Origin of the sequence: Mycolicibacterium smegmatis (assembly GCF_001457595.1) — a bacterium.
GTDB classification, from domain to species: domain Bacteria; phylum Actinomycetota; class Actinomycetes; order Mycobacteriales; family Mycobacteriaceae; genus Mycobacterium; species Mycobacterium smegmatis.
In genome coordinates, this window is record NZ_LN831039.1 from 4,964,235 (window position 1) to 4,986,314 (window position 22,080).

Annotated in this window: 21 protein-coding genes; 5 read left to right on the plus strand and 16 right to left on the minus strand. The window is 68.3% G+C overall.

Going from position 1 to position 22,080, the window contains the following annotated elements; all coding sequences use genetic code 11:
* Positions 1–13: 13 nt before the first annotated feature.
* From AT701_RS23745 to AT701_RS23775, 7 genes are read right to left on the minus strand one after another with little or no spacing between them, the layout of a single operon-like run.
* Positions 14–1,012, minus strand: a complete 999-nt coding sequence (locus AT701_RS23745; protein WP_058126715.1) for a cyclase family protein — start codon at positions 1,010–1,012, stop codon at positions 14–16.
* Positions 1,013–1,849 (minus strand): coniferyl-alcohol dehydrogenase, encoded by an 837-nt coding sequence (locus AT701_RS23750; protein ID WP_058126716.1) that lies wholly within the window; start codon positions 1,847–1,849, stop codon positions 1,013–1,015.
* Between the two features lie 3 nt (positions 1,850–1,852).
* Positions 1,853–3,163 (minus strand): LLM class flavin-dependent oxidoreductase, encoded by a 1,311-nt coding sequence (locus AT701_RS23755; RefSeq protein ID WP_058126717.1) that lies wholly within the window; start codon positions 3,161–3,163, stop codon positions 1,853–1,855.
* A gap of 14 nt (positions 3,164–3,177) precedes the next feature.
* The gene (locus AT701_RS23760; protein WP_058126718.1) at positions 3,178–4,965 is read right to left on the minus strand and encodes an FAD-binding protein; all 1,788 of its coding nucleotides are present in this window, start codon (positions 4,963–4,965) and stop codon (positions 3,178–3,180) included.
* On the minus strand, positions 4,962–5,882 hold the full coding sequence (locus AT701_RS23765; protein WP_058126719.1) for a 3-carboxyethylcatechol 2,3-dioxygenase: 921 nt from the start codon (positions 5,880–5,882) through the stop codon (positions 4,962–4,964). The genes AT701_RS23760 and AT701_RS23765 overlap by 4 nt, the downstream gene beginning before the upstream one ends.
* Entirely contained in the window at positions 5,830–7,521 is a 1,692-nt protein-coding gene (locus AT701_RS23770) for a bifunctional 3-(3-hydroxy-phenyl)propionate/3-hydroxycinnamic acid hydroxylase (protein WP_058126720.1), read from the minus strand. The genes AT701_RS23765 and AT701_RS23770 overlap by 53 nt, the downstream gene beginning before the upstream one ends.
* Positions 7,522–7,525: 4 nt before the next feature.
* Complete coding sequence (locus tag AT701_RS23775) at positions 7,526–8,434, minus strand: alpha/beta fold hydrolase (RefSeq protein WP_058126721.1); 909 nt, start codon at positions 8,432–8,434, stop codon at positions 7,526–7,528.
* 130 nt (positions 8,435–8,564) lie between these two features.
* On the opposite strand from AT701_RS23775, the gene AT701_RS23780 reads away from it, so the two are divergent.
* A complete protein-coding gene (locus tag AT701_RS23780) occupies positions 8,565–9,290 on the plus strand; it encodes an IclR family transcriptional regulator (protein ID WP_058126722.1) in 726 nt (241 codons plus the stop codon).
* A gap of 14 nt (positions 9,291–9,304) precedes the next feature.
* Positions 9,305–10,945 carry an FAD-dependent oxidoreductase gene (locus AT701_RS23785; protein WP_058126723.1) on the plus strand — a complete coding sequence of 547 codons (1,641 nt, stop codon included), beginning with the start codon at positions 9,305–9,307 and terminating at the stop codon, positions 10,943–10,945.
* Here AT701_RS23785 and meaB read toward each other — a convergent pair.
* Entirely contained in the window at positions 10,934–11,818 is an 885-nt protein-coding gene (gene meaB, locus AT701_RS23790; RefSeq protein WP_058126724.1) for a methylmalonyl Co-A mutase-associated GTPase MeaB, read from the minus strand. The genes AT701_RS23785 and meaB overlap by 12 nt on opposite strands.
* Before the next feature lie 75 nt (positions 11,819–11,893).
* On the opposite strand from meaB, the gene AT701_RS23795 reads away from it, so the two are divergent.
* Positions 11,894–12,658, plus strand: a complete 765-nt coding sequence (locus AT701_RS23795) for an SDR family NAD(P)-dependent oxidoreductase (RefSeq protein WP_058126725.1) — start codon at positions 11,894–11,896, stop codon at positions 12,656–12,658.
* An 84-nt stretch (positions 12,659–12,742) separates the two neighbouring features.
* Entirely contained in the window at positions 12,743–13,522 is a 780-nt protein-coding gene (locus AT701_RS23800; RefSeq protein WP_058126726.1) for an SDR family NAD(P)-dependent oxidoreductase, read from the plus strand.
* Positions 13,523–13,529: 7 nt separating this feature from the next.
* On the opposite strand, the gene AT701_RS23805 is transcribed toward AT701_RS23800, so the two are convergent.
* Genes AT701_RS23805 through AT701_RS23820 form a run of 4 tightly spaced genes read right to left on the minus strand, consistent with a single transcriptional unit; the run spans position 13,530 to position 17,555 of the window.
* On the minus strand, positions 13,530–14,297 hold the full coding sequence (locus tag AT701_RS23805) for an enoyl-CoA hydratase/isomerase family protein (protein ID WP_014878171.1): 768 nt from the start codon (positions 14,295–14,297) through the stop codon (positions 13,530–13,532).
* Between the two features lie 4 nt (positions 14,298–14,301).
* On the minus strand, positions 14,302–15,390 hold the full coding sequence (locus AT701_RS23810) for an acyl-CoA dehydrogenase family protein (RefSeq protein ID WP_058126727.1): 1,089 nt from the start codon (positions 15,388–15,390) through the stop codon (positions 14,302–14,304).
* Positions 15,377–16,207 carry an acyl-CoA dehydrogenase family protein gene (locus AT701_RS23815; RefSeq protein ID WP_011730155.1) on the minus strand — a complete coding sequence of 277 codons (831 nt, stop codon included), beginning with the start codon at positions 16,205–16,207 and terminating at the stop codon, positions 15,377–15,379. The genes AT701_RS23810 and AT701_RS23815 overlap by 14 nt, the downstream gene beginning before the upstream one ends.
* On the minus strand, positions 16,185–17,555 hold the full coding sequence (locus AT701_RS23820) for a class I adenylate-forming enzyme family protein (protein WP_174519613.1): 1,371 nt from the start codon (positions 17,553–17,555) through the stop codon (positions 16,185–16,187). The genes AT701_RS23815 and AT701_RS23820 overlap by 23 nt, the downstream gene beginning before the upstream one ends.
* Before the next feature lie 139 nt (positions 17,556–17,694).
* Between AT701_RS23820 and AT701_RS23825 the strand changes: the two genes are divergently transcribed.
* Positions 17,695–18,006 (plus strand): 2Fe-2S iron-sulfur cluster-binding protein, encoded by a 312-nt coding sequence (locus AT701_RS23825; RefSeq protein ID WP_029104195.1) that lies wholly within the window; start codon positions 17,695–17,697, stop codon positions 18,004–18,006.
* Here AT701_RS23825 and AT701_RS23830 read toward each other — a convergent pair.
* From AT701_RS23830 to AT701_RS23845, 4 genes are all read right to left on the minus strand, one after another.
* A complete protein-coding gene (locus AT701_RS23830) occupies positions 17,991–19,070 on the minus strand; it encodes a CaiB/BaiF CoA transferase family protein (protein ID WP_011730158.1) in 1,080 nt (359 codons plus the stop codon). The two genes, AT701_RS23825 and AT701_RS23830, sit on opposite strands and share 16 nt — an antisense overlap.
* Positions 19,067–20,023: an LLM class F420-dependent oxidoreductase gene (locus AT701_RS23835; RefSeq protein WP_011730159.1), complete on the minus strand. Its 957-nt coding sequence runs from the start codon at positions 20,021–20,023 to the stop codon at positions 19,067–19,069. Before AT701_RS23835 ends, AT701_RS23830 begins: the two co-directional genes overlap by 4 nt.
* Positions 20,020–20,418, minus strand: a complete 399-nt coding sequence (locus AT701_RS23840) for a cobalamin B12-binding domain-containing protein (RefSeq protein ID WP_003896278.1) — start codon at positions 20,416–20,418, stop codon at positions 20,020–20,022. The genes AT701_RS23835 and AT701_RS23840 overlap by 4 nt, the downstream gene beginning before the upstream one ends.
* 63 nt (positions 20,419–20,481) lie before the next feature.
* Positions 20,482–22,071 carry a methylmalonyl-CoA mutase family protein gene (locus AT701_RS23845; RefSeq protein ID WP_011730160.1) on the minus strand — a complete coding sequence of 530 codons (1,590 nt, stop codon included), beginning with the start codon at positions 22,069–22,071 and terminating at the stop codon, positions 20,482–20,484.
* Positions 22,072–22,080 lie beyond the last annotated feature (9 nt).

Genomic DNA, 22,080 nt, shown 5'->3' on the forward strand with positions numbered 1-22,080 from the left:
ACATCTGGCTCGTTCACTTGATCGCGATCGGGTTGACCGGTGACCCCACGGCCCCGGTGACCCGCAACGGCGGTGCGATGAGCTGGAATTCGTACACACCGTCGGCGGCGCAGTCGGCCGACAGCGCGGTGAGATCCCAGTACTCGCCGAGCATCAGGCCCATGTCGCGCAGGCACAGCATGTGCATCGGCAAGAACGTGCCCTCCACACCCGATGCCGGGTCGGGATCCTCGACCATGAGGTTGTCGGCGGCCACGGCCGCGACCTCGTGATCGTGCAGCCATGAGGCACACCGCCAGTCCAGACCGGATCCGGGTTCGGCCCCGTCGCCGGCGGACAGGAACCGTGTCCACCATCCGGTGTGCACGACGACGATGTCCCCGCGCCTGATTTGCACGCCCTGTGCCGCGGCCACGGCGTCGAGTTCCTGTGGCGTGACGGGGTTTCCGGGTTCGAGGAACACCTCGGCGCCGCGGTGGCGCACGACGTCGAGCAGAACACCGCGGCTCGTGATGCCCTTGACGTCGACCTTGTCGATGCTGCAGTGGAACGCGCCGAAACTCGTGACCGAATCGGCCGGGAAGCCGTTGTACAACCGGTCCTCGTAGTAGACGTGCGACAGCGCATCCCACTGCGTGGCCGCCTGCAACGGCATCACGATCATGTCGTCGTTGAACCGGAACGGGTTGTCCACGAAGAACTCACTGACCTGGTGCGCCACCGAGTTCAGCAACCACTGCGGCCCGTATTTGGTCAGGGTCGCGGCGTCGCCGCCGTCGACGGTCATCACGTGGGTGGGGTTCTGCCGGAACTGGAACGCGCCCTGCGGGCCCGCCGAGCCGAAGTCGGCACCGAGGGCGAACACCTTGCCCTGTTTCACCAGGGACGCGGCCTCGGCGACCTTGTCGGCCGTGATGAAGTTCAGCGTCCCCAGTTCGTCGGCCTCGCCCCACCGTCCCCAGTTGCAGACGTCGTGGGCGACGCGGCGGAAGTCCGTCATACTCGCGGGCATTCAGCTCTCCTGTGTGGCTCGGGTGGACTCGATCAGGGCGGTCTCGCGCTGGGCGATGATGCCGCCGTCGGCCCAGATCACCTGTCCGGTCACGTAACTGGCTGCCGCGCTGCCCAAAAACACCAGCAGCGCGGCCTGTTCGTCGGGCTCGGAGTTGCGGCCGAGCGGCGTGGTGAACGAGTCGAGGTACTGCTGGCCGTACGCCGAGCGCAGCTGATCGAGGATCGGCGTGTCCGTCACCCCCGGCCCGGTGCAGTTGACGCGGATCCCGCGGGCGCCGAGTTCTACGGCCTTCGACATGCCGTAGAGGATGATCGCCTCTTTCGACAGCCGGTAGCCGCCGTCGGCGAGCGCGTCGGGGTTCTCGGCGCACCACCGCAGTCCCTCGTCCACCGACCCGGTGCTGACCAGACCCGCTATCACCGCGCGGTTCTCGCGGTACGACGACGCGGCCAACGACGACACCGACGTGATCGACCCGCCGACGGCGATGCGGTCCACGAGTGCCTCGGTGAACTGGCGGGTGCCCAGGAAGTTGATCCGGACCACGAGCAGCGGGTTGCCGATGCCCGAGGACACCCCGGCCACGTTGAACAGCGCGTGCACCGGCCCGTCGATCGCGGCCGCGGCTGCGTCCACGGAGTCCGGGTCGGCGAGGTCCATTTCGCAGAACGCGTCCGGCCCGGCGCCGGAATCCGGCGCGCGCAGGTCCAGCCCGGTGACGCGCGCACCGAGGCAGCGGAGTTGATCGGTCACCTTCGCGCCGATCCCCGAGGAACAGCCCGTGACGACGACGTGCCTACCGTCGTAGCGCACCAGCGCGTCGAGTGCGGCCACCGCTCAGCCGGCAGCTTCGCGCGCGGCCTTCTCGGCCTGCGCGGCCTTGACGCGGCCCTCGTTGATCTCGGCCATGGCCTCGGGGATCTCACCCGCGGTGAACTTGCCACCCCGCCCGGTGGGCAGGCCGCCGAACGCGTAGGTCTCGTCGAACAGCGGTGCGTCCGAACCCTGCCTGCGCGACTCGACCTTCTCGACCACGGGCTCCAGGCGCTCGGCCTTGTCCTTGACCGCTTTTTCGTCGCGTTCGATGAACTCCGGCAGGATCTCCTTGCCCATGATCTCGATGGACTCCATGGTGCCCTCGTGGCTGCGCGGGTTCAGCAGCAGGATGATCTCGTCGACCCCACTGGCCTCGTAACCACGCAGGAACTCGCGCACCGTCTCGGGTGAACCGATCGCACCGCGGCCGGGTCCGTAGGCGAGCGTCGGATCGTCGGCGACCGCCTGCTCGTAACGCTCCCACACCTTGGTGCGGCCGGGCGTGTGCATACCGGTCAGGTAGTAGTGCATGATGCCGAACGAGAAGAAGCCTCCGCCGATGCCGAGCCGCTTGAGCGCTTCCTCGTCGGTGCGGGCCACCATCATCGACAGGTCGCCGCCGATCGCGAGGATGTTGGGGTTGATGGCAGGCGTGACGGGCGCGCCCTGCTCCTCGAATTCCTTGTAGTAGCCGTCCACACGTTCCTTGAGTGCCTCGGGGCCCGTGTAGGCGAAACTCAGTGCGCCGATGGCTTTCTGGGCGGCCATCTGCACCGACGACGGACGCGTGCACGCCACCCACACCGGCGGGTGCGGCTTCTGCAACGGCTTGGGAACCACGTTGCGCGCGGGCATCTCGACGTGCTCGCCCTTGAACCCGCTGAACGGCTCCTCGACCATGCACCGGATCGCGACCTCGAGCGATTCCTCCCACTGCGTGCGCTTGTCGGCCGGGTCGATGTTGAACCCGCCGAGCTCGGCGACCGACGATCCCTCACCCGTACCGAATTCGACACGGCCGTTGGACAGGTGGTCGAGCGTGGCGACACGTTCGGCGATGCGCGCGGGATGGTTGATCGGCGGCGGCAGGTGCATGACGCCGAAACCCAGCCGGATGTTCTCGGTGCGCTGGCTGGCCGCGGCCAGGAACATCTCGGGCGCCGTGGAATGGCAGTACTCCTCGAGGAAGTGGTGCTCGGTGAGCCACACCGTGGAGAACCCCGCCTTGTCCGCGAGTTCCACCTCGTCGAGGCCGTGCTGGAACAACTGGTGCTCGTCGTCCTCCGACCACGGCCGGGGCAGCGGGAACTCGTAGAACAGCGAAATCTTCATACTCTTGCTTCCTCCTAGGAAATCCGGTGCTGAAGTGCGTTGTCGAGGTGGGGCTTTGCGGCTTCACCGGCGACTTCACCGGCGGACTCACCCGCCGCTGCGTGTCTGGCCGCGACGTAACCGAAGGTCATGGCCGGGCCGATCGTGGCTCCTGCCCCTGCGTAGCTGCGCCCCATGACCGCGGCGGAGGCGTTGCCGACCGCGTACAGACCACTCACCACGGTCTCGTCGGAGCGCAGGACCCGGGCGAACTCGTCGGTGCGCAGGCCTCCCGATGTGCCCAGATCTCCGAGGATGATCTGGAACGCGTAGTACGGCGGCTTGCCGAGTGGGCGGAGATTCGGGTTCGGCAGCGTCGGGTCGCCGTAGTAGTTGTCATAGGCGCTGTCGCCACGGTTGAAGTCGTCGTCGTGCCCGGCGCGCGCGAGTTGGTCGAACCGTTCGGCCGTGGCGCGCAGATTCTGCGGCGGCACACCGATTTTCGTCGCCAGTTCCTCCATGGTGCGGCCCTCCTGGACCACACCGGAATCCAGCCAGGCCTGCGGCACCTTGCGGCCGGTGGGCACGGGCGCGAACGGGATCTTGGGGATCGGCAGGTGCCCGGCCACGACGTAGCGGTGGAACGAGTCGATGTCGGTGATGAGCCAGCACGGGATGTGCGTGACGCCGGACTGTTGTCCCTCGATCATGGCGTGCGCGAAATCCATGTACGGCGCGGCCTCGTTGATGAAGCGCTTCCCCTCGCCGTTGACCACGAACTGCGACGGCATCATGCGTTCGTTGAGCATGAACTGAAGCCGTCCGTCGGGCCAGCAGATCGCCGGGAACCACCAGGCCTCGTCCAGCAGCTCGGTGGCGCCGCCGACTTTTTCGCCGGCGCGGATCCCGTCGCCGGTGGCCGCCGGATTGCCGAAGCTCCAGTCCTTCTCCAGGATCGGCAGGTACTGCCTGCGCCAGGCCATGTCGTGGTCGAAGCCTCCGGAGGCCAGGATCACGCCGCGCCGCGCCCCGATCCGCATCGGCGTGCCGTCACGCTCGACGACCGCGCCGATCACCGCACCGTCGTCGGCGGTGATCAGTTCGGTCATCGGCGAGTTCAGCCACAGCGGGATGCCCTGCTCCTTGAGCGCCAGGCGCAGGCGCGCGGCCAGTGACTGTCCGATGGCGGCCATCCGGTCGCCGAACACCCGGGCCCGGAACATCCGCCAGATCAGCTTGAGCAGGACGGCTTTGCCGCGCCAGTTCTGCCGGATCTGGTAGAAGAGCCGCAGATCTTTCGGTGCGAACCAGATGCCTTTGGGCGCCAGTGCCAGTGGGGTCAACAGGTTGCGTTCCTCGTCACCGAGCTTGCGCAGGTCGATCGCGGGCACGTTGATGGTGCTGCCCAGCGCCGAGCCGCCGGGGAGTTCGGGATAGTAGTCGGCGTAGCCCGGTTTCCACACGAACTCCATCCAGTTGCTCGTGCGCTCGAGGAAATCCATCATCTCCGGCGCGGACTCGACGTACTGACGTAACCGTGCGTCGCTGACGAGGCCGCCGGTGATCTGCTTGAGATACTCGAACACCCCGTCAGGTGAGGGCACGTGGCCCTCGCGGCGCTGCGCGGGTGCACCCGGCACCCAGATGCCGCCGCCGGACAGAGCCGTGGAACCGCCGAACTGTGGTGATTTCTCGACCACGAGGGTGTCGAGACCCGATGCGACGCCGGCCAGCGCGGCCGTCATCCCGCCACCACCGGACCCGATGACGAGCAGGTCGACGGTGTGGTCGAAACCGTCGGTGGGTGAGTTGGTCGATGTCATGTGCTCGGTACCGCCGTCCTGATTGCGAAGCCTGCGATCAATTCCGGTGCCGCCCGGTAGAAGTGGTTGCCGGTCTGATACTCCCCATGGGCGGCCAGCGCCGCGAACGCCGCGACCCACGTGCGGATCTCGTGCGCGGAGTTGCCGCCCTCGCCCGCGATGAACGTGTTGGTCCAGCCGTCGAGATCACTCAGCCGGCCCTCGTCGAAGATCTCCAGCAGGCTCCTGTCCCAGTCGGGGTTGAGGGAGCGCAGCGGGCTCTGGCCGTGGGCGAAGTCGTGCGCGGCCTTGATCACCGCCTCCTGCCGGGCCATTCGCTGTTCGGGTGTCATGGGCGCGCCGTGCACGATGCGGTCGAGCGCCGCGGGCAGCGCGGTGGCCAGCGTCGGTACGGGCGGATCATGTGACAGCCCACCGGATCCCACGATGAGGACGCGTTTGTCGAGCGTCGCGAGGAACGTGCCCACAGCCGCGCCGAGGGCGCGTGAACGCGACAGCGGTCCGAGCGGCGTGGCCACCGAGTTGATGAAGATGGGCACCACCGGGCGCGCGGTCGCGTCGCCGAACAGTTCCTGCAACGGTTGCACGGTGCCGTGGTCGACGTCCATGGCCGTCGAGATCGCGATGTCGACGCCGGACTCCCACAGCGATTGGGCACACGCGTTGGCGATGTCGGCATCGACGGGCAGCGGCCCCTGGTACGTGCCGTAGTCCCCGACGCCCGCGGCCGCGGTGCCGATGCAGAACGGCGGCATGAGCCGGTAGAAGAACCCGTTGTAGTGGTCGGGTGAGAAGGTCACGACCAGTTCGGGATCGAACTGTTCGACGAACCTCCTGGCGTCGGCGACCGCGTCGGTGATCTGGTCAAGAAGTTCGGCCGACGGTCCCGGAAGATTCAGCAGTGGGCTGTGGGACATACAGCACAGGGCTACTGGCACCGTTTTCACCTCCCTGTCTCAGATGCAGGATGCCGAACAGTGCGGTGCTCAATTCGGGTGCGCGCTGGGCGATGTCGGCGCCTGCGATGCAGCGGTCGGGGCGCAGCACCAGGACCGACTCGGTGTGCGCGTCGAAGAAGGCCTTGAGTGCGCCGGTACGGTCGCCGACGATCACGACGTCCGGATCGTCGTCTTTTGTCCAGTGCAGCTGCGTGGACGGCCGCGCGGCGATGAACGCCGCGCCCAACGCCTTCCAGCGGGTGAAGGCCGCCTCCCCCAGCAACGTGCGCGGGTTGTTGTTCCAGCACAACACCGCGAAACCGGTGCCGAGGACGTCGTCGAGCAGCACGTTGTCCTGTTCGCGGGTGTCGACGCGGGGCTGGATGAACAGCGTGCCCACCGGGGATGCGGGCGTGGGCGGTTTGGCGTGGTACACCGCGCCCTCGTGGTAGCGCGGCATGGGTTTGAAGCGCATCTCCAGCACGTAGCGCTTGAGCGTCGGGACGATGGAGGCACCGCGGATCAGCTTGTCGCGCAGGGCCGCAACCTTGCGGTTGGTCGGCGAGATGACGCGGCCCACCATGGTGGACAGGTCGATCATGGCGCGTGCGTGCTTGCGTCGCTCGGCGTCGTAGGTGTCCAGTAGCGCGTCGCCGGCCTGGCCCCTGACCACCGCGGCGAGCTTCCACCCGAGGTTGAACGCATCGCGGATGCCGCTGTTGTAGCCCTGGCCCTGCCACACCGGCATGAGGTGCGCGGCGTCGCCCGCCAGCAGCATGCGGCCCTTGCGGAAGGATCCCGCGATCCGGGAGTGGTGGGTGTAGACCCGCCTGCGGATGACGTCGACCCTGTCGGGATGCGGTACGAACGGCCTGAGCAGTTCGGCGACGAACTCGGGATCCTCGGCCTGCTCGTCGGTCTCGTCGGCGTGGATCATGAACTCGAAACGCCGGATGCCGTGCGCGATCGAGATCGACGCGTACGGGCGTTGCGGATCGGCGCCGACCTCGCTGTTGGGATGCCCGAGCGGGTCGTTGGCCAGGTCGATCACCACCCATCGGGTGGACGACGTGGTGCCGTCGAACGAGACACCCATGAGGTGGCGCGTGGCGCTGCGACCACCGTCGCACCCGACGACGTACTGCGCGTGCACCGACGCCGGCCCGTCGGGTCCCGACACCTCGACGGTGACGCCGTCGGCGTCCTCGGCGATGGTCTGCATGCGCCGGCCCCACATCACCTCGACGTGGTCGAACCGGTCCAGTCCCGCGAGCAGCTCGGCGTCGACCATGGGCTGGACGAATCCGTTTCGCTTGGGCCAGCCGAACCGCGCGTCCGGCGGCGCCATCTCGGCAAGCAGCCTGCGGTTGGCGTCGTAGAAACGCAGGATCTGGTTGGGCACGGTGTGCGGCAGGATCGCGTCGACCAGCCCGATCGACTGGAACGTGCGCAGCGACTCGTCGTCGAGACCGACACCGCGCGGGTAGTCGATGAGGGTTTCGCGTTCCTCGATGATCAGCGTCCGCACGCCTTGTGCGCCGAGGATGTTCGCCAGGGTCAGGCCGACGGGCCCGGCCCCGACGATCACGACGTCGACTGCACCAGGGCTGGTTGTCACGCCCTCACCGCCCGAGCAGGAAGTCGAGGTGCAATTGGTTGAACGTCGCCGGGTCCTCGTACTGTGGCCAGTGCCCGCACCCGGGCATCACCTCGAACCTGGCTCCGGGGATCATCGACGCGATGCGCCGCCCCTCGGCGACGTCGGCCGTCGGGTCGTCACTGGTCCACACGACCAGCGTCGGCGCGGTGATCGAACCGTATTCGGTCTGTCCCAGCAGGTTCCGCGCGCGGATCTGCGGATCCTGCAGCGCCATGATGTCACTCATCGCGGCGACGAAACCCGGCTGGCGGTACACGCGTTGGCGGCTCGCGACGATGTCGTCGTAATCCTTGCTCTTGTCGGCCATGAGCCACTTGATGCGTGCCTGCACGGTGTCCCACGTGGGGTTCTCGGCGGCCGCCATCGACAGCGTGATGATGCGCTTCATCACCTCGGGATCGGCCTGCGATCCGCCCGCGGTGTTGAGTACCAACTTCTCGACGCGGTCGGGATGGTCGACCGCGACGCGCGCCGCGACCCAACCGCCCAGCGACTCCCCCGAGATGTGCGCGCGCTGCGCACCGATGGTGTCCAGGAAGGCGATGACGTGGTCGACGTAGTGGGCGACCTCCAGCGGGTGGCCGGGTTTGTCGGTGTAGCCGTGCCCGAGCATGTCGATGGACCACGTCGAGAAGTGCTCGGCGTGGGCCGCGAGGTTGCGGACGTAGGCCTCGGCGTGTCCGCCCGAGCCGTGCAGGAACAGCAGCGCGGGTGCCTGCGAATTTCCGGCGTGCAGGTACCGCGTGCGGATCTTCCTGTCGCCCACGGGGACATCGAGGTAGCCCTGCGAGAACGCGACTCCTTGCAGATCGCTCCAGATGCTTTCGAACTCGACGGCCGACGCGGTGCCTGCCGCGGCAGTGCTTGTCATGGTCCCCTCTCCTGACGACCGGAGAATCATATTCTCTTTTTCTGTAAGCACTTTGCTCAGTTATCGCACATCAGAGTGCATTATTATCAGAGCATCACTCTCGCGGTTCTATCTGTCAAGGAGGGACGCGATGCCCGCCAACGCAGCACAGTCGGCAGCACGCACACGAGCCGAAGGCGCGCCCAGCGCCGCCCCCGGCTCACAGACCCTGGCGCGCGGCCTGAGCGCCCTGCAGGCCATCGCCGACGCGCCGGGCGGGCTCACCGTCCAGCAGGTCGCCGACCACCTCGGCGCGCACCGGACCATCGCCTACCGGTTGCTGGCCACCCTGAGCCAATTTCGTTACGTGGCAAAGGGAGAAGACGGCCGCTACCGGCCCGCGGCGGCGCTCGCGGTCCTCGGATCGTCGTTCGACAACAACGTGCGCCAACTGGCCATCCCGACCCTGCGGACGCTGGCCGACGAACTCGGCTCCACGGTGTCGCTCCTCGTTGCCGAGGGTGATCAGCAGGTCGCGATCGCGGTGATCGTGCCCTCGCAGGTGTACTACCAACTCTCGTTCCACGAGGGCAGTCGCCACCCCCTCGACCGAGGTGCGGCAGGCGTGGCGCTGCTGGCCAGCATGCCGCCGCGGCCCGGCGAACGCGACCTCGTGCGGCAGACCCGCGAACAGGGCTGGGTGATCACCCACGGCGAGATCGAACCGAACACCTACGGCCTGGCCGTACCGGTGCGGCGGCGCCCGCCGTCGCCACCCACCTGCATCAACCTCATCTCGCACCGCGAGGACGTCGTCCTCGGGGGCAAGGACGCGGTGGTGCGGGCCGCACGCGAACTCTCGGCAATCCTGCACTGAAAGGTCTTGCACACATGACTGATTCGAACGGCCTCCACGACTCCTTCGACGACGAGGTCGACGTCGCGGTGCTCGGAACCGGCGGCGCCGGGCTCACCGCGGCGCTGACGGCCGCGGTCAACGGCGCCTCGGTCGCGGTGTACGAGAAGGCGGCCACCATCGGCGGGACCACAGCGGTGTCCGGTGGCATCGTGTGGATCCCGGCCCACGACCGGGCCGGCGAACCGCTGCCCGTCGAGGATGCGCTCGCGTACCTTGCGGCGCAGTCCCTCGGGTACATGGACACCGCACTCGTCGAGACGTTCGTGCGGACCGGTCCGGTGATGCTCGACTTCGTCGAGGCCCACAGTGAACTGCGGTTCGCCGTCGCCGAGGGCTTCCCCGACTACAAACCCGAGCTGCCCGGCGGGCGGCCCGGCGGCGGGCGGTCGCTGAGCGCGGGCCCGATCGACCTGGCCCGCCTCGGCGAGTGGCGAGACCGGATCACCTCGTTCCCCGCCGATTTCAGCAATGTCGGCATCGATGCCGAGACCCGCGCGCGCATCCACGCGGCCTACGACGATCCGGACGCCGATCTGTGCGTCGCGGGCACCGCGCTGGTCGCGGGCCTGCTGCGCGGTCTGCTCGACCGGGGCGTCAAGCCCGTCACCTCGGCACGCGCGGTCGAACTGCTCGGATCGGCCGATGGCATCACCGGCGTGCGAATCCGCCTCGACGGCACCGACATCCGGGTACGCGCACGCGGCGGCGTGGTGCTGGCCACGGGCGGGTTCGAGTGGGACACCACGCTCGTCGAGGCGTTCCTGCGCGGACCCATGCACGGCCCGGTGTCACCCCCGAACAACACGGGTGACGGACTGCGCATGGCGATGGCCCACGGCGCCGATCTGGCGAACATGGGTGAGGCGTGGTGGGTTCCGGTGGTCCAGATCCCGGGCGACACGATCGACGGGCACCCCCGCAGCCGCAGCATCCGTCTCGAACGCACCCGGCCCCGCAGCGTCATCGTCAACCGCGCGGGCAACCGGTTCGTCAACGAGGCCGGCGAGTACAACTCGATGGCCGGCCCGTTCCAGTACCTCGATCCCAAGGCCGGTTACGCCAACGATCCGGCCTGGATCGTGTTCGACTCGGTCCATCTGCAGCGCTACGGATTCCTCGGCGTCGAGCCCGGCGGCCAGGCACCGGACTGGTTCTGCGAGTCGGCCGATCTGGACGAGTTGAGCGCCAGGACCGGCATCGACGCCGCGGGTCTGGCGGCCACGTTGCGGCGGTGGAACGACAACGTCGGCCGCGACACCGATCCCGTCGACCCCGATTTCGGCCGCGGCGCCAGCGCCTACGACGGCTACTGGGGCGACACGTCGGCCGACACCCCCGCGCGACAGACCCTCGGGCCGCTCGACACCGCCCCGTTCTACGCCGTGCCGGTGAAGGTCGGCGCGATGGGCACCAAGGGCGGCCCGCGCACCGACCGCGACGGACGCGTGCTGCACGTCAACGGCTCACCGATCCCCGGTCTGTACGCCGCGGGCAACGCCATGGCCGGCGTGACGGGCAAGGCCTATGGCGGCGCGGGCGGCACGCTCGGCCCGGCGCTGGTGTTCGGCTACCGCAGCGGATATGCCGCGGCCACGGGCAAATCAGTCGACTGATCCGGCGAACAGCCGCTCGGCCGCGGTGTAGGCGTCGCTGCTGCCGTCGGCCACGGCCGCCGACAACCGGTCGAGGTCGGCGTGGTTGCGCAGCAGGGTCTGCGCGAGCGACAGGATCTGGCTGCGCGCCCGCGCGCGGCGCCGTTCGGGGGTGTCGGCGCGCTGGTGCGCCTCGATGGCCTCGATGAGTTCGTGCAGGCCGTCCCCCTGCGCGGCGACGAGTTTGAGCACTGGGACGTCGGTTTCGGCGCGCAGATCGCGGACCGTCTGGTCGGCGCCGTCACGATCGGCCTTGTTGACCACCACCAGATCGGCCACCTCGAGCACACCGGCCTTGGCGGCCTGCACGGCATCGCCCGCGCCGGGGTTGAGGATCACCACCGTGGGGTCGGCGATCGCGGCGATCTCGATCTCGGACTGCCCCACCCCCACGGTCTCCAGCACGATCAGGTCGTACGACAGCGCGGCCAGCAGGCGGATCGCCGCCGGGACGGCCGCGGCCAGCCCGCCGAGGTGCCCGCGTGCGGCCATCGACCGGATCAGCACGTCGGGGTCGTTGATGTGGGCGGCCATGCGGATGCGGTCACCGAGCAGTGCCCCGCCGCTGTAGGGCGACGAGGGGTCGACCGCGAGGACCGCGACCCGCAGCCCGCGTTCGCGATAGGCCCCCACCATGGCGCCCACCGTGGTCGACTTGCCCGCTCCCGGCGGTCCGGTCACACCGATGACGCGCGGCGTCGCGGGCCCGAGCGCCGCGAGCACCTCACCGCGACGGTCGCTTTCGACCAGCGTGAGCAGCCGACCCACCGCGCGCATCGATCCGCCCCTGGCCGCGGTGATGAGCTCGGGTACATCGACGACGCCGTGGGGCATTCTTTCTCCTGGTTCACCGGGTACGAGAATGTTATTCTCCCCTCCTGAGAGTGATAGTTGCAAGGAGGGCAATTCATGCAGATCGCCGGTACCTCCGCACTCGTCGTGGGCGGCACGGGTGGCCTCGGTGAGGCGACCGTGCGCCGATTGCACGGCGCGGGCGCCAAGGTCGTCGTCGCCGATGTGGCCGACGACAAGGGCGCGGCGCTCGAGAAAGAACTCGGTATCCGATACGTGCGCACCGACGCGACCTCGGAGGAATCCGTGCTCGCCGCGATCGCCGAGGCGGAATCGCTCGCGCCGCTGCGCATCTCGGTCGACACGCACGGCGGCCCGGCCAGCGGTGGCCGGCTGGTGGGCAAGGACGGTTCCCCGCTGGACCTCGACGGGTTCAAGAAGACCATCGAGTTCTACCTCACCGCGGTGTTCAACGTCATGCGCCTGACGGCGGCCGCGATCGCCAGGACCGAACCCCTCGAAGAGGGTGGCCGCGGCGTCATCGTCAACACGGCGTCGATCGCGGGCTACGAGGGCCAGATCGGCCAGTTGCCGTACTCGGCCGCCAAGGGCGGTGTGCTGGGCATGACGCTCGTCGCCGCACGCGACCTGTCGCCGCTCGGCATCCGCGTCGTCACCATCGCCCCCGGCACCATCAACACACCCGCCTACGGGCAGGCCGCCGATCAGCTCGAGCAGTACTGGGGCCCGCAGGTGCCTTTCCCCAAGCGCATGGGCCGGTCCACCGAATACGCCCAACTCGCGCAGAGCATCGTCGAGAACGACTATCTCAACGGCGAGGTGATCCGCCTCGACGGCGCGCTCCGCTTCCCGCCCAAGTGACCAAGTGACCCTCTTGCACCGCGAGCGTGCGCGCCTGCCTGCCGAAACGCCGCCCGCAAGCAGCACTTCACGCACCTTCGGTGTATGACGAACGTGCGTGAAACGCCTAAGCCGTCAACACCCGGCAGTCTGGCCGGGAAGGTCGCCTTCGTCGCAGGTGCCAGCCGCGGTATCGGGGCCACCATCGCGACCGCGCTCGCGGCCGAGGGTGCGGCCGTCTCGGTCGCGGCCCGGTCCGAGCGTCCCGGCAAGCTGCCCGGCACGATCGACTCGGTGGCGTCGGCCATCACCGACGCAGGCGGCCACGCCCTCCCGGTCGTATGCGACGTCACCGACGAGCAGTCCGTCGAACGCGCTGTCGCCCAGACGGTCTCCGAACTCGGCGGCATCGACATCCTGGTCGCCAACGCCGGTGTGCTGTGGCTCGGACCGATCGAGAACACCCCACTCAAACGCTGGCAGCTGTGCCTCGACGTCAACCTCACCGGGGTGTTCCTGGTGACCAAAGCGGTGATCCCCCACGTGCGCGCCCGCGGCGGCGGATCGCTCATCGCGATCACCACCACGGGCGTCGACATGGTCGAGCACGGATCCAACGCCTACTGGGTGTCCAAGGCCGCCACCGAACGGCTCTACACGGGTCTCGCAGCCGATCTGCGTGACGACAACATCGCGGTCAACTGCCTGAGCCCGTCGCGCGTCGTGCTGACCGAGGGCTGGCAGGCCGGCGGCGGCGGGCTCAAGATCCCGCCCGAGATGATCGAACCGCCCGAGGCGATGGCGCGCGCGGCCGTGCTGCTCGCGCAACAGGACGGCACCGGCGTGACCGGCACCGTGCAGCGCTCCGAGGCGCTCACGCTCTGACGAACCGCTAGTTCTTACGCGCGTTGAGGCCCGCGACGATGGCCTTGAAGTCCTCGGTTCGGAACGACTGCTCCTCGGCGGTGTTGCCGAAGTCGAGCGTCGCCAGCACGGCCTGCTCCATGTGCAGGTTGAGCAGCCGTTTGGTGGCCTCCAGCGACTGCCGTGGCAGCTTGGCCATCTTCTGCGCGGCCTCGATGGCCTCGGCCACCGGATCGTCCGAAAGGTGGTTGGCCAGGCCCAGTTCCACGGCCCGCTGCGCCGGGATGCGCGCACCGGTCAGCGCGTACTCCTTGGCCAGCAGCAGGCTGATGTGCAGCGGCCACGTGATGGGACCGCCGTCGGCGGCGACCAGACCCACCTGCACGTGCGGGTCGGCGAGGTAGGCCTGCGGCGCGATGTAGACGATGTCGCTCAATGCCACGAGGCTGCAACCCAATCCGACCGCGGGCCCGTTGACCGCGGCGACCACGGGCACGCGGCAGCGCGTCATCCCCAGCACGATCTCACGCCCGTGCAGGATGGTCTTGGCCCGTAGTTTGGGATCCTCACCGAGCTCCTGCAGGTACGCGAAATCACCACCTGCCGAGAACGCGCGACCCGCACCCGTGATCACGGCCGCGCGTGCGTCGTAGTCCTCCGACAAACGCGTCCACAGGTGCGCGAGGCCCTCGTGCAACGAGTCGTTGACGGCGTTGAGGGCCTCGGGCCGGTTGAGGGTGATGACGCGGATGTCCCCCTCGGCGCGCACCTCGATTTCGTCTGGCATTCCGTACATTCGGTCAAACTCCCAATCCGAGGATGCGTGAGGCGATGATGTTCTTCTGGATCTGCGAGGTGCCGCCCATGACGCTCTGGGCGCGGCTGTACAGGTAGGCACTGAGCAGTTCGGGATCCGAGGTCCCGCTGACCGCGAGCGCGGCGTGCCCGACCGACTGTTCGACCCACGTCATGAGCAGTTTGTCGAGCGACCCTTGCGGACCGTGCTTGAGCCCGTCGAGTTGTTCGGACAACCGGCGCCGCACGTGCAGGCGCAGCATCTCGGCCTGCACCGCGGCCCACGCCAGATCCTGGGGCGCACGTCCCTCGACGCGGGACGCCATCTCGCGCACCAGCTTTCCGTAGCGTGCGGAGTAGCCGAGCGTCGACGGTTCGCGTTCGTGGCTGACGACGGTCATCGCCAGCGCCCAGCCCTCACCGGGCGCTCCCACCATGTGCGACGCGGGCACCACCGCGTTGTCGAATGTCACCTGACCGAACTCGGTGGTGACGCCGTTGATCATCTTGAGCGGACGCTGCTGGATGCCGTCCTGGTGCATCGAGATGATGAACGCCGAGATGCCCTTGTGGCGCGGCACATCCTTGTCGGTGCGCGCCAGCAGCAGGCACCAGTCGGCGACGTCGGAGTAGCTGGTCCAGATCTTGTGGCCGTTGATGATGTAGTTGTCGCCGTCGCGCGTGGCCGTGGTGATCAGCGACGCCAGGTCCGACCCGGCACCCGGCTCAGAGAAGCCCTGGCACCACCGCTCGGTGCCGTTGATCATGCCGGGCAGGAACCGCTGCTGCAGTTCCTTGCTGCCGTGGTGTCCCAGGCCGACGACGAGATAGCCGAGGCTGGGCCGCGGCGGCGCACCGGCGCGCGCGAGTTCCTCGTCGACGATCACGTCGTAGACGGGCGGCAAATCCTGCCCGCCGAACTCGTTGGGCCACGACGTGCCGAAAAACCCTGCGCCGTACAGGGCCTGGTGCCACTCCCCCTGACGGGCCCAGTAGTCGTCGCCGGAGGCCTTGAACGACGCGGCGTTGTCGGCCAGCCAGGACCGCAACCGGTCGCGGAAGGCCGCTTCCTCGGGTGAATCACGAAAATCCAAGATCCGAAACCTCCAAGTCCTCCAGTCCGACGGGCCACAGTTCAGTCGAGGTCAGCGCGCGGCGCAGATACACGTGTGCCAGGCATTCCCACGTGTTGCCGATACCGCCGTGCACCTGAATGGCGGTCTCGCACACCGTGCGCGCCGCACGCGCGCAGTACACCTTCGCGATCCGGCCGGCCCGCACGGCCTCATCGGGTTCGAGTTCGTCGACACCCCACGCGGCGTGGCGCAGCACGCTGATCGAACCCTCGATGAGCGCGAGACCTTCGGCCAACAGGTGCGCGACGGCCTGGTACGAGCCGATGGTCGAGCCGTACTGTTCCCGCACCTTCGCGTAGTCGACGGCAAGGGCGTGGGCGCCGCGCGCGGCACCGACCAGATCCGCGCTCGTCGCCGCGAGCGCCAGCGCATGCCAGCGGGCCGCGTCGCCGGCACGCAACTCCGAGAGCTCGGCAGGCGACTGGAGCACGCCCGCAGCGCTGTTGGTGAGGTCGACACCCGCGGTGCCCGCGGCAGCGTCGGGCACCGCGACCGCACGGCCGAGCCGCTGTGCGAGGTCGTCGGCGAGGATCGGCCCGAGGAACGGCACGTCGACGAGCCCGCGGGCGAATTCCTCCGCGACGATCGCCACCTCCACACCGGACGCGCCGTCGGATCGCAGCGTGCGCCACTCGGTGGCGGCCACCGTGTTCTCCAACCGCGCGATGCGGCCGCGGTCCTCCAGTTCGTGGACCGAGCCCGGTCCGAGGTCGTCGGCCAGTTTGGCAGCGGCCTCTCGCAGCTGCTGCTGTTCAGCCGTCAGACGGACGTCCATGCCGCTCCTTCAGCACTCGTCGCAATACCTTTCCGGAAGGCAAGCGGGGTATCTCGGTTACGAATTCGACGCGGCGGGGCCGCTTGTACGACGCGAGCCGCGACCCGACGAGGTCGATGAGTTCCTCGGCGGACACCTCGGCACACGTGGCCACGGCCGCGACCACGGCCTCTCCGTCGGTGTCGTGCGGTTCGCCGAACACCGCGCAGTCGGCGACGGCGGGATGCCCGTGCAGCACGGCCTCCACCTCGGCCGGGGCGACCTGGAATCCGCGCACCTTGACCATCTCCTTGGCACGGTCGGTGACGTGCAGATACCCGTCGTCGTCGAGGAATCCGATGTCGCCTGTGCGGTACCAGCCGTCGTCGAAGGCGCCCCCGGTGGCGGACTCGGGTAGGTAGCCGCACATGGCCGATGGTGAACACACCTGGATCTCGCCGGTATCCGCGATGCGCACCCGTACGCCGCGCACCGGTTTGCCGACGGTCTCGATCCTGGTGTCGTCCAGCGGGTTACACGCGATCACGGGCAGTTCGGTGGTGCCGTATGCGGTGAGCCACCGGATCCCGGCACGCGCGGTGATGTCCTCGGCGACGCTGCGCGTGACCGGCGTCGCACACCACATCACGAACCGCAGCGACGACAGGTCGAACCGCTCCAGGCCGGGATGTGCGGCCAGCGCCAGAGCGATGGGCGCGACGGCCATCTCGATCGTGATGCCGTCGGATTCGATGTGACGCAACATGGTTTCGACGTCGAACCGGGGGTGCAGTCGCATCCAGGCGCCGGTGTCGAGCACCATCGCGATGTTGAGCAGGCCCAGGATGTGCGACGGCGGGGTCATGATCTGCATGCGGTCGGCCGCGGTGAGGCCGAGCGCGTCGCGCCAGTGCTCGATGGCCGCGGCGAACCCGGCGTGGCTGTGGCGCACGGCTTTAGGCATGCCCGTGGTGCCGGAGCTGAACACGAACAGCGCGTCGGCATCGGGAGCCACTGCGGGGCCGGGGCGTTCGCCGGGTGTGATCGGCTCGTCGAGGTGCACCATCGGCAGGTGTTCGGCGAGCAGCGGTTGGTCGCCGACCGCGTGGTTTGCACGTGTGAGTTCCAGTGCATGGGCGATCTCGGTGGTTTTCCACGCCGGGCTGATGAGGACCGCGGCGGCACCGAGGCGCCAGATCGCGCGTAGGGCGATGACGAATTCGGGCCGGTTCGACGACATCATCGCGACCCGGTCTCCCGGTCCGACGCCACGCTGCGCCAACGTCGCGGCCATGCCGCCGGCGAGCGCGTCGAGTTCGGTGAGGGTGTACTCGCGGTCGCCGAACGCCAGCACGGCGGACTCACCCATGAGCCTCACCTGCCGTTTCCACCAGCGCTGACCTCTCGTGACGCGTACCCGCCGCAGCGATGCGACGGCGAGAAGATACTATCATTTCCGGAGAATGCTATTCTCGTTACATCAGAATGCTAGTGCGCAGGGGAGCTCGATGACGGCAGAACCAGTACCCACCGCGGAGCCCGGCGGGAAGGTGACCATCCTGTTCGAGCGTGAGCGGGTGTCGGTTCCGCGCAGGCCGAACGAGACGCTGCTGGAGAGCGCCCGACGGGCGGGCATGACACCTCCGTTCTCATGCGAGGCGGGTAACTGCGGCACGTGCATGGCCAAACTCCTCGAGGGCACCGCCACGATGCGCGTCAACGACGCCCTCGACGACGACGAGGTCGCCGAGGGTTACGTGCTGACGTGCCAGGCGGTTCCGGACTGCGACACCGTGACGGTCTCCTACGACGACGACTGAGAACGAGCCTGCGCCTGCCCGCCCGCATACTCGTCGAACGCCGGCGGCGGGCGATAATCCGGTTGGTACCCGGCGATGCGGATCGAACTGCCCACCAGACGGAAATCGCCTGCGGTGACGAGCGCCTCGGGTGTCTCCGAAAGCGCTTCGGGCAGTGTGCGCACCGCGGCGACCGGGATGCCCAGCGGTTTGAGCCGTTTCTCCCAACTCGCGGCCGAGTCGGTCGCCAGTGTCGCAGTCACCACATGCAGCACCTCGTCACGGCGCGCCGCGCGTTCGGCCATGGTCTCGAACCCCGAAATGCCGGCCTCGCCGGCGAACGACCTCCAGAACCCGTCGTGCGTGATGAACAGCGCCAGGTATCCGTCCGCCGTCGGAAACAGCTGCGCCGGAACGTAATAGGAATGCGCGCCGTTGGGGTGGCGGCGCGGTTCGGCACCGTCGTTGAGATACGCCGACGCGCGGTAGTTCAACTGCGACAGCATGACATCGCGCAGCGACACATCCACCTGCCCTCCGCGCCCGGACACGATCATCGCCAGCAGACCCAGCGCCGCGGTGAGACCCGTCGAGTTGTCCGCCGACGAATACCCCGGCAGCGTGGGCGGACCATCCGGGTCCCCCGTCATCGCCGCGACCCCCGTCGCGGCCTGGATCACGTAGTCGAACGCGGGATCGTCACCGCCGTCGAGCCCGAACCCCGTCATCGCGACGCACACGATCTCGGGGTTGAACTCCTTGAGCGCGTCGTAGGTCAGACCGAGGCGGCGGATCACCGAAGGCTTCATGTTCACCAGCAGTGCGTGTGAATCCGCCACCAGCTCAGCGAGTCTCGCCTTCCCATTTGCCGACGCGAGGTCCAAGCACAGGCTGCGCTTGCCGCGGTTGAGGCTCGCGAAGTAACTGTCCCCCACCTGGCGCGAGATCTCGCCGCCCGGCGGTTCGATCTTGATCACCTCGGCGCCGAGATCCGCGAGCATCATGGTGGCGTACGGGCCCGCGAGCATCACGCCGACCTCGATGACGCGGATACCGGCCAGCGGAGCGCTCGCGCAAGCGCTCATCGCACCGCCTTGGCGAGTTCGGCGATCACCTCACGCGTGCGGTACTTCGAGGCGATCAACTCGTCACGGTTGTCGCCGATGGGCAGCAGCCGCACCGACAGATCCGTCACGCCCGCATCGGCGAACCGCTTGAACCGGGCCAGGATCGCGTCCTCGTCACCGGCCGCGCACAGATCACCGACATTGCGCGCGTCACCGCGGTCCAGCAGGCGCTGGTAATTGGGCGACGTCTCGGCCTCGGCCAGGATCCGGTTGGCCCGCTCCTTGGCGGTGTCGATCTCGGAGTTGGCGCACAGGCACACCGGGATTCCGGCCACGATCCGAGGAGCGGGCCTTCCCGCGTTGTCGGCGGCCTTGTTGATGCGCGGCGCGATGTGGTCACCGATCGCGCGTTCGTCGGCCATCCAGAGCACCGTGCCGTCGGCGAGTTCGCCTGCGATCTGCAGCATCACCGGACCGAGCGCGGCGACCAGCACGGGCAGGGGTGTCTCGGCGGCCAGCGCGGTGGGGTTGTGCACCGTGAACGTGTCGTTCTCGACGTCGACGGGTCCCGGCCCGGCCAGGGAAGCGTTGAGCACCTCGAGGTAGTCGCGTGTGTAGGCGGCGGGCTTGTCGTAGGGCAGACCCAGCATGTCGCGGATGATCCAGTGATGCGACGGGCCCACCCCGAGCGCCAACCGACCCTCGGCGATCGCGTGCACCGAGAGCGCCTGGCGCGCAAGGGCTACCGGATGCTGTGCCTGCAGCGGCACGACGGCCGTGCCGAGTTCGATGGTCGAGGTGTGCGCGGCCATCAGCGCGACCATGGACAGGCAGTCGAAATCGTCGGGCACCTGCGGCATCCACGCGCTGTCCAGGCCCGCGGCCTCGGCCCACTGGATGTCGGCCGCGAGCTTGTTGACCTTGCGTGTCATGTCGCCGCGTTCGGCCCCGATCATCACGCCCAGTCTCATTTGGCCACCTTCTCCGTGAGAGCCCGCACCTCGGTCACCAGCGTGTCCAGCGGCGTGCCCGTGGGGAACACCGCGGCCGCCCCGACGTCGAGCAGTTTCTGGACGTCGCCCTGCGGGATGGTGCCGCCGACGACGACGGCGATGTCACCGGCGTCGGCGGCCCGCAGTGCCTCGACGGTGCGCGCCGTGAGTGCGACATGCGCCCCGGACAGGATCGAAAGGCCGACCAGCGCAACGTCTTCCTGCAAAGCGATGGACACGATGTCCTCGATGCGCTGCCGGATGCCGGTGTAGATGACCTCGAAACCGGCGTCGCGCAACGTGCGCGCGACGATCTTGGCTCCGCGGTCGTGACCGTCCAGACCCGGCTTGGCGACCAGCACCCGGGTGGCCATCAGAATCCTCGCTTCTTCGCGCAAGCGCTCATCAGAATCCTCGCTTCTTCGCGCAAGCGCTCATCAGAACACCACCGGTTGCTGGAACTCGCCCCACACCGCCTTGAGCGCCGACACCATCTCCCCCACCGTGCAGTAGGCGTTGGCGCAGTCGATCAGCTTGTGCATCAGATTGTCATCTCCCTCGGCGGCCGCGGACAGCGCCGCCAGCGTGGCCTTCACCTGTGCGGAATCGCGTTCGGCCTTGACCTTCGACAGTCGTTTGAGTTGCAGGTCGCGGCCCTCGGCGTCGAGTTCGTAGGTCGCGATCTCCGGCGGCGGCTCGTCGACGACGAACCTGTTGACGCCCACCACGGGCCGCTCGCCCGACTCGATCTCCTGGTGCAGCTTGTAGGCCTCGTCGGCGATCAGCCCCTGCAGGTAACCGTCCTCGATGCAGGCCACCATGCCGCCATGAGCTTCCAGATCGCTCATGATCTCGACGATCTTGGCCTCGGTGGCGTCGGTGAGTGCTTCGACGAAGTACGACCCGCCGAGCGGATCGGCGACCTTGGCGACTCCGGTTTCGTAGGCCAGGATCTGCTGCGTGCGCAGCGCGAGCGTCGCCGATTCCTCGCTGGGCAGCGCGAACGGTTCGTCCCAGGCCGCGGTGAACATCGACTGCACACCGCCGAGCACCGACGCGAGCGCCTCGTACGCCACGCGCACCAGGTTGTTCTGTGCCTGCGGCGCATACAGCGACGCCCCACCGGATACGCAGCCGAACCGGAACATCGACGCCTTGTCGGTGGTGGCGCCGTAACGTTCCCGCACTATCGTGGCCCAGCGGCGCCGTCCGGCACGGTATTTGGCGATCTCCTCGAAGAAGTCGCCGTGTGTGTAGAAGAAGAACGAGATCTGCGGCGCGAACTTGTCGATGGTCATGCGTCCGCGTTCGATGACCGTGTCGCAGTACGTCACCCCGTCGGCGAGCGTGAACGCCATCTCCTGAACCGCGTTGGCGCCTGCGTCGCGGAAGTGCGCGCCCGCCACCGAGATCGCGTTGAACTTGGGCACCTCGGCCGCGCAGAACTCGATGGTGTCGGCGATGAGCCGCAGTGACGGTTCCGGCGGCCAGATCCAGGTGCCGCGCGACGCGTACTCCTTGAGGATGTCGTTCTGGATGGTGCCGGTGAGCTTCTCGCGCGGCACGCCCTTCTTCTCGGCGGCCGCGACGTAGAACGCCAGCAGGATCGCGGCGGTGCCGTTGATCGTGAAACTCGTGCTGATCGCCTCCAGCGGTATCCCGTCGAACAGGATCTCGGCGTCGGCAAGGGTGTCGACGGCCACGCCGACACGGCCGACCTCCTCGCCGTACTCGTCATCATCGGAGTCGTACCCGCACTGCGTGGGCAGGTCCAGCGCGACCGAAAGCCCGGTGCCGCCCTGGTCGAGCAGGTAACGGTACCGGCGGTTGGACTCCTCGGCCGTGCCGAAACCCGAGTACTGCCGAAACGTCCAGGTCTTGCCGCGGTACCCGGACGCGAAGTTTCCGCGCGTGAACGGGTAGGTCCCCGGCGGCGGCGGTTCGCCGCTGCGGTCCTGGGGTCCGTACACCGGTGCCAGCGGAATACCGGAGGGGGTCTCCACCCGAGGTTGGGCTTGCTCGCTCATCACTCGATA

What these genes read in the sequence shown, in the direction of transcription:
- AT701_RS23745 (WP_058126715.1), bottom strand. Translation starts at nt 1,012, where the DNA reads ATGCCCGCGAGTATGACGGACTTCCGCCGCGTCGCCCACGACGTCTGC.
- AT701_RS23755 (WP_058126717.1), bottom strand. Translation starts at nt 3,163, where the DNA reads ATGAAGATTTCGCTGTTCTACGAGTTCCCGCTGCCCCGGCCGTGGTCG.
- AT701_RS23760 (WP_058126718.1), bottom strand. Translation starts at nt 4,965, where the DNA reads ATGACATCGACCAACTCACCCACCGACGGTTTCGACCACACCGTCGAC.
- AT701_RS23765 (WP_058126719.1), bottom strand. Translation starts at nt 5,882, where the DNA reads ATGTCCCACAGCCCACTGCTGAATCTTCCGGGACCGTCGGCCGAACTT.
- AT701_RS23775 (WP_058126721.1), bottom strand. Translation starts at nt 8,434, where the DNA reads ATGACAAGCACTGCCGCGGCAGGCACCGCGTCGGCCGTCGAGTTCGAA.
- AT701_RS23780 (WP_058126722.1), top strand. Translation starts at nt 8,565, where the DNA reads ATGCCCGCCAACGCAGCACAGTCGGCAGCACGCACACGAGCCGAAGGC.
- AT701_RS23785 (WP_058126723.1), top strand. Translation starts at nt 9,305, where the DNA reads ATGACTGATTCGAACGGCCTCCACGACTCCTTCGACGACGAGGTCGAC.
- meaB (WP_058126724.1), bottom strand. Translation starts at nt 11,818, where the DNA reads ATGCCCCACGGCGTCGTCGATGTACCCGAGCTCATCACCGCGGCCAGG.
- AT701_RS23795 (WP_058126725.1), top strand. Translation starts at nt 11,894, where the DNA reads ATGCAGATCGCCGGTACCTCCGCACTCGTCGTGGGCGGCACGGGTGGC.
- AT701_RS23800 (WP_058126726.1), top strand. Translation starts at nt 12,743, where the DNA reads ATGACGAACGTGCGTGAAACGCCTAAGCCGTCAACACCCGGCAGTCTG.
- AT701_RS23805 (WP_014878171.1), bottom strand. Translation starts at nt 14,297, where the DNA reads ATGTACGGAATGCCAGACGAAATCGAGGTGCGCGCCGAGGGGGACATC.
- AT701_RS23815 (WP_011730155.1), bottom strand. Translation starts at nt 16,207, where the DNA reads ATGGACGTCCGTCTGACGGCTGAACAGCAGCAGCTGCGAGAGGCCGCT.
- AT701_RS23820 (WP_174519613.1), bottom strand. Translation starts at nt 17,555, where the DNA reads ATGGGTGAGTCCGCCGTGCTGGCGTTCGGCGACCGCGAGTACACCCTC.
- AT701_RS23825 (WP_029104195.1), top strand. Translation starts at nt 17,695, where the DNA reads ATGACGGCAGAACCAGTACCCACCGCGGAGCCCGGCGGGAAGGTGACC.
- AT701_RS23830 (WP_011730158.1), bottom strand. Translation starts at nt 19,070, where the DNA reads ATGAGCGCTTGCGCGAGCGCTCCGCTGGCCGGTATCCGCGTCATCGAG.
- AT701_RS23835 (WP_011730159.1), bottom strand. Translation starts at nt 20,023, where the DNA reads ATGAGACTGGGCGTGATGATCGGGGCCGAACGCGGCGACATGACACGC.
- AT701_RS23840 (WP_003896278.1), bottom strand. Translation starts at nt 20,418, where the DNA reads ATGGCCACCCGGGTGCTGGTCGCCAAGCCGGGTCTGGACGGTCACGAC.
- AT701_RS23845 (WP_011730160.1), bottom strand. Translation starts at nt 22,071, where the DNA reads ATGAGCGAGCAAGCCCAACCTCGGGTGGAGACCCCCTCCGGTATTCCG.